The organism is Mesorhizobium sp. WSM4806 (assembly GCF_055811635.1).
This window is the reverse complement of sequence record NZ_JBVVQZ010000004.1, coordinates 316,122-329,530: the sequence shown is the minus strand read 5'-3', so window position 1 is coordinate 329,530 and position 13,409 is coordinate 316,122. Positions and strand designations below refer to the sequence as shown.

10 protein-coding genes are annotated in these 13,409 nt (G+C 62.3%); 4 read left to right on the top strand and 6 right to left on the bottom strand.

What is annotated here, in order from left to right:
- Positions 1-2: 2 nt before the first annotated feature.
- Entirely contained in the window at positions 3-542 is a 540-nt protein-coding gene (locus AC0L2M_RS09285) for a hypothetical protein (protein WP_031254642.1), read from the top strand.
- 374 nt (positions 543-916) lie between these two features.
- Here the strand turns inward: AC0L2M_RS09285 and rnd are convergent, their stop codons facing one another.
- The 3 genes from rnd to AC0L2M_RS09270 all read right to left on the bottom strand — a co-directional run bounded on the left by rnd (position 917) and on the right by AC0L2M_RS09270 (position 4,075).
- Positions 917-2,068 carry a ribonuclease D gene (rnd, locus tag AC0L2M_RS09280; protein ID WP_473534649.1) on the bottom strand — a complete coding sequence of 384 codons (1,152 nt, stop codon included), beginning with the start codon at positions 2,066-2,068 and terminating at the stop codon, positions 917-919.
- A 97-nt stretch (positions 2,069-2,165) separates the two neighbouring features.
- Positions 2,166-3,410: an MFS transporter gene (locus AC0L2M_RS09275; protein WP_473534648.1), complete on the bottom strand. Its 1,245-nt coding sequence runs from the start codon at positions 3,408-3,410 to the stop codon at positions 2,166-2,168.
- Between the two features lie 161 nt (positions 3,411-3,571).
- Complete coding sequence (locus AC0L2M_RS09270; protein ID WP_023798437.1) at positions 3,572-4,075, bottom strand: DUF3280 domain-containing protein; 504 nt, start codon at positions 4,073-4,075, stop codon at positions 3,572-3,574.
- 258 nt (positions 4,076-4,333) lie between these two features.
- On the opposite strand from AC0L2M_RS09270, the gene aspS reads away from it, so the two are divergent.
- Positions 4,334-6,124, top strand: a complete 1,791-nt coding sequence (gene aspS, locus AC0L2M_RS09265; RefSeq protein ID WP_287176264.1) for an aspartate--tRNA ligase — start codon at positions 4,334-4,336, stop codon at positions 6,122-6,124.
- Between the two features lie 242 nt (positions 6,125-6,366).
- Here the strand turns inward: aspS and AC0L2M_RS09260 are convergent, their stop codons facing one another.
- The gene (locus AC0L2M_RS09260) at positions 6,367-7,557 is read right to left on the bottom strand and encodes a hypothetical protein (RefSeq protein ID WP_473534647.1); all 1,191 of its coding nucleotides are present in this window, start codon (positions 7,555-7,557) and stop codon (positions 6,367-6,369) included.
- Positions 7,558-7,808: 251 nt separating this feature from the next.
- Here AC0L2M_RS09260 and parC point away from each other — a divergent pair, with 251 nt between their 5' ends.
- Together parC and AC0L2M_RS09250 are read left to right on the top strand one after the other, a co-directional pair.
- Positions 7,809-10,061, top strand: coding sequence for a DNA topoisomerase IV subunit A (gene parC / locus AC0L2M_RS09255; protein ID WP_287229646.1), 2,253 nt, complete (start codon positions 7,809-7,811; stop codon positions 10,059-10,061).
- A gap of 259 nt (positions 10,062-10,320) precedes the next feature.
- Positions 10,321-11,529 (top strand): AI-2E family transporter, encoded by a 1,209-nt coding sequence (locus AC0L2M_RS09250; protein WP_023798433.1) that lies wholly within the window; start codon positions 10,321-10,323, stop codon positions 11,527-11,529.
- On the opposite strand, the gene AC0L2M_RS09245 is transcribed toward AC0L2M_RS09250, so the two are convergent.
- Both AC0L2M_RS09245 and AC0L2M_RS09240 read right to left on the bottom strand, forming a co-directional pair.
- Positions 11,517-12,413 carry a DMT family transporter gene (locus AC0L2M_RS09245; protein WP_128170674.1) on the bottom strand — a complete coding sequence of 299 codons (897 nt, stop codon included), beginning with the start codon at positions 12,411-12,413 and terminating at the stop codon, positions 11,517-11,519. The genes AC0L2M_RS09250 and AC0L2M_RS09245 overlap by 13 nt on opposite strands.
- Positions 12,414-12,541: 128 nt before the next feature.
- The gene (locus tag AC0L2M_RS09240; protein ID WP_027154654.1) at positions 12,542-13,306 is read right to left on the bottom strand and encodes an arginyltransferase; all 765 of its coding nucleotides are present in this window, start codon (positions 13,304-13,306) and stop codon (positions 12,542-12,544) included.
- Positions 13,307-13,409 lie beyond the last annotated feature (103 nt).

Here is a 13,409-nt window from a genome sequence, read left to right as displayed (position 1 = left end):
CAATGATGCTGCGGCTGTCGCGCCACGCTGCCGCGCTCTGTTTTGTCTGCGCGGGGGTTTTCGTCGCCATGACGGCGATGGAGTTCCTCTATTTCCGCCAGCTGAGCGGCGGCCTGCCGTCGCTCGATTTGCGCTTTGCCGGGTTCACCCCGGACGAGGGCATGGCCTGGCTGACGGCACTCGGGCGTCGCGGCAGCGAGATCATCCTGGTCTGGCATTACCTGACCTTCGACCTGCTATTTCCGGCGCTGCTGTCGCTGACATTGGTCAGCCTGATCCTTGCCGCCGGGCGGCGGCTGAAGAACTTCCGGGCTCTGTCGGCCCAGCTTCAGTCGCTGTTCGCGCTTGTCCTGGTGCTGCCCTACACGCTTGCCGATTATGCGCAGAACATCGCGGTGGCCCGCATGCTCTCCGATTTCCTGTCGGCCAATCCGGACTCGCTGTCCTTCGCCTCGGCGCTGATCGTCATCAAATTCGCGCTTCTGGCGATACCCGTGATCGTCATCGCGGTATTTCACCTGGCCGCTCAGAAACAGCGCTGACTGCCCTTCTCCCCTTTGTGGGAGAAGGTGGCCGAGCCCACGGGTCATGCCTTTGGCAAGCCCGAGGACAGGCTCAACTCGGTCGGATGAGACACATCGCCCGGCGCCGGGCGCCATCGTAGATGAAAGGTACGCGGGCGCTTTCTCTGATATATCGGCTTTGAAATCGAGCCCCTGGCCCAAGCCGCTATCCGATTGAAATGAAACAGAGTTTGAAGTTACTTTCATGGCAGGGGTGTTGGAAGGATCGCGGCCATTAAATCTTTAAAATCATTCAATATCTTAACGCGGCGTTTCTTCCAGAACCCCTCATCCGTCTCGGCGCTAACGCGCCGATCCACCTTCTCCGCAAGGGGAGAAGGACGTCGCAGACGCTACAAATCGAACAGCGCGATCTTGCGCTTGTCGAACTTGATGGCGAGCTCGCCGCGCACCAGTTTGAGCGCCGCCTCGCCGAACACGGCGCGTCGCCAGCCTTGCAAGGCCGGCACGTCGGCGTCCTCGCCCTCGGCGGCGATGCGGTCGATGTCGTCGCTCGAGGCCAGCACCTTCGAAGCGACGCCCTCCTTTTCGGCGACGATCCGCAACAGCACTTTCAGCAGTTCCGCGGCGGCATTGGAGCCTTCGGGCGGCTGAAAACTCTTCGGCAGCTTCGGCATCTCTTCCCTGGGCAAGGCAAGCGCGCTGTTGACCGCGCCAAGCAGCGCCGTTGCCGTCGCCGAGCGTTCCCAGCCTTTCGGCGTGGTGCGCAGCTTGCCGAGTGCTGCCGCATCGCGCGGCGCCTGCTGCGCCACCTCATAGATGGCGTCGTCCTTGAGCACCCGGCCGCGCGGCACGTCGCGTTCGCGCGCCTCACGCTCGCGCCATGCCGCCACCGCTTGCACGATCGCCAGTTCCTGCGGCTTGCGCAGCCGCATCTTCAGCCGCTTCCAGGCGTCCTCCGGATGCGGATCGTAGGTTTCGCGGGCGGTCAGCACGTCCATCTCCTCGTTCAGCCAGTGGGCGCGGTTTTCCCGCACCAGCTCGGCGCTGAGGTGCTGGTAGACCTCGATCAGATGGGTGACGTCGGCAAGCGCGTAGTCGAGCTGTTTTTCGGAAAGCGGCCGGTGGCGCCAGTCGGTGAAACGTGAGGACTTGTCGAGCCGGGCGCCGGTGACCTTCTGGACGAGTTGGTCATAGGAGACGCTGTCGCCGAAGCCGCAAACCATCGCCGCCACCTGGGTGTCGAACACAGGATGCGGCACCAGATCGCCGAGATGAACGATGATTTCGATGTCCTGGCGCGCCGCATGGAAGACTTTGACGACCGCCTCGTTGGCCATCAGCCTGAAGAACGGCTTCAGGTCGATATCGGATGACAGCGGGTCGATCAGCGCCGTCACCCCGGGTGCTGCCATCTGGATCAGGCAGAGAATCGGCCAAAAGGTCGTCTCCCGAATGAATTCGGTGTCGACGGTGACGAAATCCGACTTTTCGAACGCGGCGAGAGCGGTCTCGAGTTCTTTTTGGGTGGTGATGACGTGCATCAAATCGCTTTTGGCAAAGTGTAAGGTCTCCTTCAATTTCAGCCGCGCGGGCTTTCGTCAAGCCGCTGTCCGGGTTTCAAGACCTGGCGGGCCGTCATCATTGCCTGGCAGGCCCGTCGGAATCATCGTTGCGCTTGGCCAGCCGGGCGAACACCGTCGATGTGCGCAAAAGTCCGATGAAACGGCTGCGATGGCCGGCCGGCACGCTCGATCGCACCTGCATCCGGTACAGGATGACCACGACGAAGATGGCGTAGACGGTGGCGGTGAACACGAACAGCGCGCTTGGCCCGAAATACTGCATCGCCGTTGAGGCGGCGAACGGCCCGCCAATGGCGCCGAAGGAATAGAACAGCATCAGCGCCGCGTTGATCAGCACGAACTCGCCCTTGTCGGCGCGGTCGTTGGAGTGCGCCGCCGACAGCGAATAGAGCGGCATGGCGAAGCAGCCGAAGATGAAGACGATCACGAAGTTGAGGGACGGATCGCTGCGCGCCCAGAACACCAGCGCCAGCGACGCCAGCAGCGCGCAGCACGTCGTTATCAGCAGCACCGAACGCCGGTCCCAGCGGTCGGACAGATAGCCGAGCGGATACTGGATGATGGCGCCGCCGAATATTCCGACGCTGACGAAGGTGACGACGTCGGTGACCGACATGCCGATCTGTTCGGCATAGACCGGCGACAATGTGCGAAAAGCGCTGTTGGTGACGCCGACGGCAATGCAGCCGAAGCAGCCGAGCGGCGAGATCCGCCAGACGCGGGCGAGATCGAGCTTGACGTCTTCGGGCGGGGTCGGGTTGGAGCGATCGCCAAGCGACACCGGTACCAGCGAGAGCGTGATCATGATCGACATGACGGCGAAGATGGCAAAACCGCTGGCGCCGACGATCGGGATTAGGAACTGTGCGCCGGTGACCGAACCGATGTCGACCATCCGGTAGATGGCCAGCACCCGCGCGCGGTCCTTGTTGGCGGCTCCGGAATTGAGCCAGGCTTCCATGATGGTGAACAGGCCGGCGAAGCAGAAGCCGCCGGCGAGACGCAACGCGCACCACATGACCGGGTCGACGACCAGCACCAAAAGCAATGTCCCGGCCGAAGCGATCGCCGCCAGCGCGGAAAACGCGCGGACATGGCCGACGGCCTTCATGATGTGGGTGACGGCGAGGCAGCCGAGCAGGAACCCGGCGAAATAGAACGTCCCCATCAGGCCGATGGTCGAGGCCGAAAACCCCTCCTGCGCCCCGCGCAATGCGATCAAGGTGCTCTGCAGGCCGTTGCCGCCGAGCAGGATGCCGGCGGCAATAAGGAGCGGGATCAGCGGGCGCATGGAGGACATGAAGGAGGGCCTGTCGTTGGTCCTTCTTGAACCATCGCCCACGCCAATGCCAGCGGCAATTGCCGGCGGTTAGCAGGCCAGCGCCGGCTATCAACGTATCAGTTTGATTTTAGCTGGGAATCTTTCGCGCTGCCGATGGCGCACTCGGGTGGCTTGCCACCCTACCGAAGAATTCTGTTTTTCATCAGCCATTTGACGGAGCGGGGCCACGCGTAATTCGCACCCATGCGCAGGTCGGTAAACCCCTGCGAAACAGGTTGCCCGGTATCAGCGTCGAGGATGCGAATGAACATCGTATGCTCTGTTCGGCTGACGCGCGTTACGACGCCCAGCAAGGCAAGAGACGCGCCGTGCTCTTTGGCGATCTTGCTTTCACAGCCGCCGCAATTGCGCAATCCGTGCGGCGCCACCGCCTGCTCATCCCCGGCTGGCACATCAAGCACTGTAAAGCGCCCTGACTGGGAGAGCATGTCCTTCGCCATTTGTGCCGACTCGGACAGATAGCGCCTATCATGTTCATCCGGCGGAATTATGCCTGCGCCAGCGCTCTTGTCTTCCAATTCGAAAGGAAACACCTCGATGGACATCGGCTTTGTCTGTGCGTGTGCAAATGCGCAGGTGCCGACAAGCAGCATCACCAGGACAGTCAATGTGCGAATGCGCATGGTAGTCCTCCCGCCAATGTGACGGCCATTGTACACGGCTCGGCCACGCTGATCACGATCAGGCGGAGGAAATTCTACACTTTGACTGTGGTGCGGAGTTTTCACACAGCCACGGACGAATGCCGAAGTTCGAATCAAGATGCTGCCCGGGCGACGCCTGCCTTGACAAAGGCGGCCTCTCATGTGCTTTTCGCGCAAATTTTCGGGCCGGGCCATCATGCCTTGGCCGCAATCAGACATCCGGACTTATCCATGACAATGCATCGTTACCGCAGCCATACCTGTGCCCAGTTGAGGAAAAGCGACGTCGGCTCTTCCGTTCGCCTTTCGGGCTGGGTGCATCGCGTACGCGATCATGGCGGCCTGCTGTTCATTGATTTGCGCGACCACTATGGCCTGACGCAGATCGTCGCCGACCCGGATTCGCCGGCTTTCAAGATTGCCGAGACCGTGCGCGGCGAATGGGTCGTCCGCGTCGACGGCGAGGTCAAGGCTCGTCTGGCCGAGACCGCGAACGCCAATTTGCCGACCGGCGAAATCGAGGTTTTCGCGCGCGAGATCGAAGTGCTGTCGGCGGCCAAGGAACTGCCGCTGCCGGTGTTCGGCGAGCCGGACTATCCCGAGGACATCCGTCTCAAATACCGCTTCCTCGATTTGCGCCGCGACACGCTGCACAAGAACATCGTGGCGCGCACGAAGATCATTGCCGAGATGCGCAAGCGCATGGGCGAGGTCGGCTTCACCGAATTCTCGACGCCGATCCTGACCGCTTCGTCGCCCGAAGGCGCGCGTGATTTCCTGGTGCCGTCACGTATCCATCCCGGCACCTTTTACGCGCTGCCGCAGGCGCCGCAGATATACAAGCAATTGATCATGGTGTCGGGCTTCGACCGTTACTTCCAGATAGCGCCTTGCTTCCGCGACGAGGACCCGCGCGCCGACCGGCTGCCGGGCGAATTCTACCAACTCGACCTGGAAATGAGCTTCGTCGAGCAGGACGACATTCTGGCGACCATGGAGCCGGTGATGCGGGGCGTGTTCGAGTCCTTTGCCGCCGGCAAGCCGGTGACGCAGGAGTTTCCGCGCATCGCCTATGACGTCGCCATGCGCAAATACGGCACCGACAAGCCGGACCTGCGCAACCCGATCGAGATGCAGGCGGTCTCCGAACATTTCCGCGAGTCCGGCTTCAAGGTGTTCGCCAACATCCTTGCCAACGACCCGAAGGCCGAGGTCTGGGCCATTCCGGCCAGGACCGGCGGTTCACGCGCTTTCTGCGACCGGATGAATTCCTGGGCGCAAGGCGAAGGCCAGCCGGGCCTCGGCTACATCTTCTGGCGCAAGGAGGGCGAGAAGCTCGAAGGCGCCGGTCCGCTCGCCAAGAACATCGGCGAGGAGCGCACCGAGTCAATCCGCCTCCAACTCGGGCTTGCCGATGGTGACGCCGCCTTCTTCGTCGCCGGCGACCCGAAAAAGTTCGTCTCGTTCGCGGGCGCGGCACGCACCCGCGCCGGCGAGGAGCTGAACCTGGTCGATCGCGACCGTTTCGAACTATGCTGGATCGTCGACTTTCCCTTCTTCGAATGGAACGAAGACGAGAAAAAAATCGATTTCGCCCACAACCCGTTCTCGATGCCGCAGGGCGGCATCGATGCGCTCAACGGTGAGGATCTGCTCGGCATCAAAGCGTTCCAGTATGACATGGTCTGCAATGGTTTCGAGATCGCTAGCGGAGGCATCCGCAACCATCTGCCGGAAACCATGGTCAAGGCATTCGAGACTGTCGGGCTCAATCGCGAGACGGTCGAGGAGCGCTTCGGCGGCCTCTACCGCGCCTTCCAGTACGGCGCACCGCCGCATGGCGGCATGGCGGCCGGCATCGACCGCGTCGTCATGCTGCTGGTCGGTGCCAGGAACCTTCGTGAAGTGACGATGTTCCCGATGAACCAGCAGGCCTATGATCTGTTGATGAGCGCGCCGTCGGAAGCCAGCCCGCAACAGCTTCGCGAATTGTCGCTGCGCGTCGCAGTGACCAAGAAAGAGGGTTAAAAACCTCCCGCAACCGACTCTAAACGCTGTCGTTTTGCGCTGCCCTCATCCGCCTGACGGCACCTTCTCCCCGTATAGTGACGGGGAGAAGGACAGATGGCCGCGACGTTGGCACCCGTCTTGCAACGCTGCCAGTTGGCGAAATCATTTGTGACGGTGTCTTTTTCCCCGTCACTATCCGGGGAGAAATGCCCGGCAGGGCAGTGAGGGGCGGCGCTGACGCTCCGAGGCCCCCGCCCCAATCAGTCTTCGTTCGCCTTGACCGTCACGCCAAGCGTCTTCGTCAGGTCCGCCGGGTTGGACATGGCGCCTGCCATGATCAGCGCGAACGGCACCGCTGCCGGCGGCTCGGCCAGGATCTCAATGCTCTGCGGATCGTCGAGATATTTGCCGACCGCAGCCGACACCTGCGCCGTCAATTCCGGATTGTTGAGCTGCGCCATGCCGAAAGGCACGACCGCCTTGGCCTGGTTGGCGACGTCCTTGCCGGACATGCCTTGCTGCTTGCCGACATAGTCCAGCACCTTGTTGGTCAGAGAATCGTCGTCAAAGCGGATCGAAGCGCTGTTGAACGAAAGCTGCTGCAAAACGCCAAGCATGGCCATGCCTTGCGCCGAATTGTCGGCGCCTTCGGGCTGCGCCGCCATCTTCTTCTGCATCTCCTGTAACGACTTGATGACGTCGAGCGTGTAGCCGCCGAAACCGAAGGTCATGCCGAGCGTTCCGGCATTGTCGACGGAGATGTCGTATTTCGACAGCTCCATCTTGCCGTCCGCAGGCTGCCAGGTGCCCTCCATGGCAAGGTTTCCGGTGATGTTCTGGTAGCCGAGCGCGTTGATCACGTCCTTGGACTTCGGGTCCTCGACCAGCGTCAGGTCGGCATTGAACTTTTCCGTGGTGCCGGAAAACGCCATCGCCTTGCCGTCGGCTGGCGGGGTGATTTCGATGGCGAGCCCGTCCATCGAGAAGGCGGTCTTGTCGGCGACCTTGACCGTCATGTTGTCGAGCTCGGCCGATTCATACATCATCATTGAACCGAGCGGGCCTGTGGCGCCGTCGGCCGGAACCGTCATGTCGTGGATGATGAAGGGGCTGAGGTCGAGCGTGACGCCGTTTTCGCTGTGCTGGAATGCCGAAGTCGAGACGGTTTCGATTTCATAACCGCCATTGGCTTCGGTCACGCCTTCGAGCTTGATGTCGCCGATCTTGAGCGCTTCCTTTTCGGCCGCCGGTTTGAGGGCCACGCCCTGCAGCACCATGCTGGAGGCATCGCCCCTCACCCCGGTCCAGGAGATGTCGACGCCCTGCGCGGCGAGAGCCGCCTTCAGCCGGTCGGCGACCGCCGCATCTTGCGCGAGGGCCGCATTCAGCGGCAGCGTCAGCAGCAAGGTCGAAAAAGCGAGTTTGTTGAGTGTCGAGCGTCTGATCGTCATCGCGGTTCCCTGAGAGTGTGCTGAAGATTTTTCAATTTGTTGCGCCGTCACCCTTCCGTGACGAACTGGACGGGAAAAAGGCGTTCCGCCGCACAATGGTGGAAAACCACGGCGAAAGGCAAATCCGATCCATTGTCATAGAAGCGGGATGTAACCGAGTGATGTTGCTGGCATCCGGTTCGTATTGCGCAAGAGGCTGCCCCATTCAGGCGCCTCTTGCCGCGAATCACCCGCTCGGCTAGTCCCAACCTATGGGAAAAAGGCTTTTGCCGCCTGGCGATGGCGGTGGCGACAACATCGAGCCGGTCGATCTGAAGAAAGCGCTGGAAGAGCGCTATCTCGCCTATGCGCTGTCGACCATCATGCACCGGGCGCTGCCGGATGTGCGCGACGGGCTGAAGCCGGTCCATCGCCGCATCATGCATGCCATGCGGTTGCTCAGGCTCAACCCCGACCAGGGCTTCGCCAAATGCGCCCGCATCGTCGGCGAGGTGATGGGCAAGTTCCATCCGCATGGCGACCAGTCGATCTACGACGCGCTGGTGCGGCTGGCGCAGGATTTTTCGATGCGCTATCCCCTGGTCGACGGCCAGGGCAATTTCGGCAATATCGATGGCGATAACGCTGCCGCCATGCGCTACACCGAAGCGCGCATGACCGACGTGGCGACCGAGCTGCTGTCCGGCATCACCGAGAATGCGGTCGACTACCGGCCGACCTACAATGAGGAGGACGAGGAGCCGGTCGTGCTGCCCGGCGCCTTCCCCAACCTGCTCGCCAACGGCTCGTCCGGCATTGCCGTCGGCATGGCGACCTCGATCCCGCCGCACAATGCCGCCGAGCTTTGCGACGCCGCCCTGCATCTGATCGAGCAACCCGATGCGCCGGTGACGACGTTGATGGATTTCGTCCAAGGCCCGGATTTCCCGACCGGCGGCATCATCATCGACAGCCGCGCCTCGATCCTCGAAGCCTACGAGACCGGTCGCGGTGGTTTCCGCGTCAGGGCGAAATGGAGCCAGGAGGACCAGGGCAGGGGCACCTGGAGCATCGTCGTCACCGAAATCCCCTATGGAGTCCAGAAGGCGCGGCTGATCGAAAAGATCGCCGAGCTGCTGATGGCGCGCAAATTGCCGCTGCTCGAGGACATCCGCGACGAGAGCGCCGAAGACGTCCGCGTAGTGCTGGTGCCGAAGAGCCGTTCGGTCGATCCCGGCATCCTGATGGAATCGCTGTTCAAGCTGACCGAGCTCGAAAGCCGCTTTCCGCTCAACATGAACGTCCTGTCGCGCGGCAAGATACCCAACGTGCTGTCGCTGAAAGGCGTGCTCAAGGAATGGCTGGAGCACCGCCGCGAGGTGCTGATCCGCCGCTCCAGGCATCGCCTCGGCGAGATCGAAAGGCGGCTGGAGATCCTCGCCGGCTATCTGATCGCCTATCTCAACATCGACGAGGTGATCAGGATCATCCGCGAGGAGGACGAGCCCAAGCAAGTGATGATGGCGCGCTGGTCGCTCACCGACAATCAGGCCGAAGCCATCCTCAACATGCGGCTGCGTGCCCTGCGCAAGCTCGAGGAATTCGAGATCCGCAAGGAATTCGACGGTCTCACCACCGAGAAGAAGCAGATCGAGGCGCTGCTCGCGTCCGACGCCCGGCAGTGGTCGATGATCAAGTGGGAGGTCTCCAGCATCCGCGAGAAATTCGGACCGGAAACCGCGCTCGGCAAGCGCCGCACCCAGTTCGCCGACGCCCCCGAACATGACCTGACCGACATTGCCCATGCCATGATCGAGCGCGAGCCGGTCACCGTGGTCGTTTCGGAAAAGGGCTGGCTCAGGGCGATGAAAGGTCATCTGACCGACCATTCGTTGCTGACCTTCAAGGAGGGCGACAGCCTCAAGCTCGCCTTCCACGCCCAGACCACCGACAAAGTGCTGGTCTTCACCACCGGCGGCAAGTTCTACACGATCGGCGCCGACCGGCTGCCGGGCGGGCGCGGCCATGGCGAACCGATCCGCATCATCGTCGACATGGACAACGACCAGGACATCGTCACCGCCTTTGTCCATGATCCCAAGCGCAAGCTGCTGTTGGTGTCGCACGACGGTAACGGCTTCATCGTGCCGGAAGAGGAAGTCGTCGCCAACACCCGCAAGGGCAAGCAGGTGATGAATGTCAAGGCGCCCGACGAGGCCCAACGCTGTATGCCGGTCGCCGGTGACCATCTCGCCATCGTCGGCGAGAACCGCAAGATGCTGATCTTCCCGCTCGCCGAAATCCCCGAGATGGGGCGCGGCAAGGGCGTTCGCCTGCAGAAATACAAGGATGGCGGCGTCCTCGACCTCAAGACCTTCACGCTCGCAAGCGGTCTCTCCTGGCAGGATTCTGCCGACCGCACCTTCACCAAATCACGTGAAGAGCTGGTCGAATGGATCGGCGCCCGAGCCTCGGCTGGACGCATGGTGCCGAAGGGATTCCCGAGGACGGGGAAATTCGGGTAGTTGCTAATCTCCCCCCTAGAGGGGGAGATGTCGCCGAAGGCGACAGAGTGGGTCGTCGCGCGTGAAGCTCCAGCCTCCTCTGTTAGGGTCGCGTCTGAACGTTCCGACCCCCTCTGGCCTGCCGGCCATCTCCCCCTCAAGGGAGGAGATTAGCAGCTCCATCCAAACATTTGGAATGTCGTCACGATTGCTGCACTATGTCGGTGCATAAGCATCGCTACATTAGGCGCGGACACACGCGTTTGGGAGAAATGGGCATTTGAAAGAAGCCAGGGTTCGGAAACCGGAAGGGCAGCAACGCCTGTTCGGCCTGTCGACGCCGGTCAGATCCGCAGTCATTCCGCCGCTGTCCGCGGCGCGGTGGCTGCTGGTGCTGATCGTTGCCGCCGGGGTCTATTTCTTTCATGGTTTCCTGGTCCCGGTGCTGGCTGCTCTGGTCATCGCCTTTGCCAGCTGGCCGCTCTATCGGCGGTTGCTTGCTGCCGTCGGCGGCAACCGCACGGTCGCCGCGACATTGGCGATCCTGTTCATCCTCGCCTTCCTGGTGGTGCCGATCGCGCTCGCCGGCGCCTACGCCAGCAACGAAGTCCGCGAATGGGTTGGCTGGGCGATCGAGACCAACCGCCATGGTGCGGTGACGCCGCACTGGATCGCCACGCTGCCGGTGGTCGGCGACTGGCTGAACGAGCAGTGGACGCGCAATCTCGGCCATCCCGGCGGCATCGGCGAGCTGATCCAGCTGATCAGCGGCGCCAACATCGGCAGCATCTACCGCGGCGTGCTGGCCGCCGGCGGCAGCGCCTTCGGCCTTCTGCTGGCGCTGCTGTTCATGATGATCGCGCTGTTCTTTGCCTATCGCGACGGCGAGCATTTCGCCGGGCAGGTCGACCGTCTCGGCGAACGCATCCTGCCGACCAGGTGGGAGCGGATTTCACGCGTCGTGCCGGCGACGATTTCCTCGACGGTGACCGGCATGACCATTATCGCCATCGGCGAGGGGGTGGTGCTGGGCGTGGCCTACTGGCTGGCCGGCGTGCCGTCGCCGGTGACGCTCGGCGCCCTGACCGGCATCATGGCGCTGATCCCCGGCGGCGCACCGCTGTCCTTCACGCTTGTTTCGATCTATCTCGCCGCCAGCGGCTCGCCGATGGCCGGTTTGGCGCTGTTCATCTGGGGAAGCGTCGAACTGTTCATCGTCGACAAGACATTGCGGCCGAAGCTGGTCGGCGGCCCGATAAAGCTGCCGTTCCTGCCGACCTTTTTCGGCCTGGTCGGCGGCGTCAAGACGATGGGCTTTCTTGGCCTGTTCATCGGTCCGGTGCTGATGGCGTTGCTGGTCGCGATCTGGCGCGAATGGCTGCGCGAGGTGGAATTGGCCGACGAGCTTGCCCCCGCAGCGCCGGCGGAACTCGAAGGGGCGCCGCCGCAAATCGAAATCGTTGCCGAGAAGAAGTCTCAGGCCGGGTGACGGACTGCAAGGCTGGCGCGGCGTTTTCGCCCCTCACGCAGCTGCCATAGCGAATGGGCGACCAGCGTGACGATCAGGATCGCACCGCCGATCAGGCTGTTGCGCGACGGCATCTCGGCAAAGATCATCCACATCCAGACCGGCGCCAGCACGGTTTCGAGCAGATAGAACATCGCCACTTCCGGTCCCGAAATATATTTCGGTCCGTTGGCGAGGCAGAAGAACGAGATCGGCATGATGACGGCGCCGTTGAAGATGATCCACCACGGCGCGTTCACCTGGAACCCTTCGCCCGAAACCATGAACACCGCGACGGCCAGGGGCAGGATCACGCCGATCAGCGAAGTGAACCCCATGTCCTTGCCGCTGGCGCGCGAGATGGTGATGGCCAGCGCAATGAAGAAAGCCGAGCACAACGCCATGAGATCACCGAACAGGTGGCCGGTGCCGATCGAATCGCCGACGATGATCGCGACGCCGACGATCATGACCAGCATCGCCATCACGGTGACCAGTCGCGGCTGCTCCTTCAGGAACAGCCAGGACAGCAGCGCCGCGAACACGGCGTTGAAGGCCAGGATGAAGACCAGATTGGCGGTCGTGGTGTGATAGATACTGATGACGAAGGTAACCGAGGTCAGGCCGTAGCACAGGGCGACGACGAGCCCTGACCAGCCGGGGATGAGCTGCGGCGCGTTACGGCTCAGCGAGCGCCACACGGCCCAGATGATCAGCGCCGCGACCAGGGTGGTGCCGGTGCGCAGCAGGAGGATCGTCCATGCGCCGCCGTCGGCGAGCCGGATCAATGGAATGTCGATGGTCAGCGTCAGCCCGCCGATGGCGGTGATGAGAAGGCCTTTTTGATGATCGTTGTGGGACGACATGGCAGTTCCCGCAATGAATTTGGAGGCAGGCGCAAAATTGGCCCAGCGTCTGGCGTTTCAGCCACGCAGCCGAAAACCAGAAGCATCCTCCCTTGAAGCAGTTTAAGGATGGTTGGCGAAAGAGCGGATCAGCGCGAAACCGCTTCGTGGTCGTAGCGTTCCCAGCCTTTCGGGCCGAGATGCTCCTGCGGCATGAAGCGCATCTTATAGTTCATCTTGCGCGAGCCGTTGACCCAGTAGCCAAGATAGACATGGGGCAAGCCCATCGCCCTGGCGCGAGCGATGTGGTCGAGGATCATGAAGGTGCCGAGCGAGCGGTCCTCGAAGTCCGGGTTGAAGTAGGAATAGACCATCGACAGGCCATCGGCCATCTTGTCGGTGAGGGCGACTGCGATCAGCTCGCCCTGGCCCTTGCCGGTAATAAAGCTGTCGGGGCCGCGGCGCCGGTATTCGATGACCTTGGTGTCGACATGCGTGTCCTCGACCATCATGGCGTAGTCGAGCACCGTCATGTCGGACATGCCGCCGCGGCGATGGCGGGCATCGAGATAGCTGCGGAAAAGCGAATACTGCTCGGTCGACGGTTGCGCGTCGTGCATCGCGCCGATGAGGTCTGAATTGTGCTGTATCACCCGCTTCATATTGCGGCTGGCAGTGAATTCCTGCGCCAGGATGCGCACCGAAACGCAGGCGCGGCAGGTCTCGCAGGCCGGCCGGTAAGCGATGTTCTGCGATCGCCGGAAGCCGCCTTGCGTCAACAGGTCGTTCATCTCCGATGCCTTGTCGCCGACCAGATGCGTGAACACCTTGCGCTCGAACTGGCCCTCAAGATACGGGCATGGCGACGGCGCGGTCAGGAAGAACTGCGGCGACTGGGTTGGATGCTGCGTCATCGACCCTTGGAAACACTCCTGCGAATCATCATACCTTTGGCGCGCACGGCGAAAAATTCAACAGGATTGTGAAAGCGTGGCTACCGGACGCCTTCACTTTGCA

Bases quoted from the DNA above. Each gene is read 5' to 3' on its own strand.
- AC0L2M_RS09285 (WP_031254642.1), top strand. From the start codon at position 3: ATGATGCTGCGGCTGTCGCGCCACGCTGCCGCGCTCTGTTTTGTCTGC.
- rnd (WP_473534649.1), bottom strand. From the start codon at position 2,068: ATGCACGTCATCACCACCCAAAAAGAACTCGAGACCGCTCTCGCCGCG.
- AC0L2M_RS09275 (WP_473534648.1), bottom strand. From the start codon at position 3,410: ATGTCCTCCATGCGCCCGCTGATCCCGCTCCTTATTGCCGCCGGCATC.
- AC0L2M_RS09270 (WP_023798437.1), bottom strand. From the start codon at position 4,075: ATGCGCATTCGCACATTGACTGTCCTGGTGATGCTGCTTGTCGGCACC.
- aspS (WP_287176264.1), top strand. From the start codon at position 4,334: ATGCATCGTTACCGCAGCCATACCTGTGCCCAGTTGAGGAAAAGCGAC.
- AC0L2M_RS09260 (WP_473534647.1), bottom strand. From the start codon at position 7,557: ATGACGATCAGACGCTCGACACTCAACAAACTCGCTTTTTCGACCTTG.
- parC (WP_287229646.1), top strand. From the start codon at position 7,809: ATGGGAAAAAGGCTTTTGCCGCCTGGCGATGGCGGTGGCGACAACATC.
- AC0L2M_RS09245 (WP_128170674.1), bottom strand. From the start codon at position 12,413: ATGTCGTCCCACAACGATCATCAAAAAGGCCTTCTCATCACCGCCATC.
- AC0L2M_RS09240 (WP_027154654.1), bottom strand. From the start codon at position 13,306: ATGACGCAGCATCCAACCCAGTCGCCGCAGTTCTTCCTGACCGCGCCG.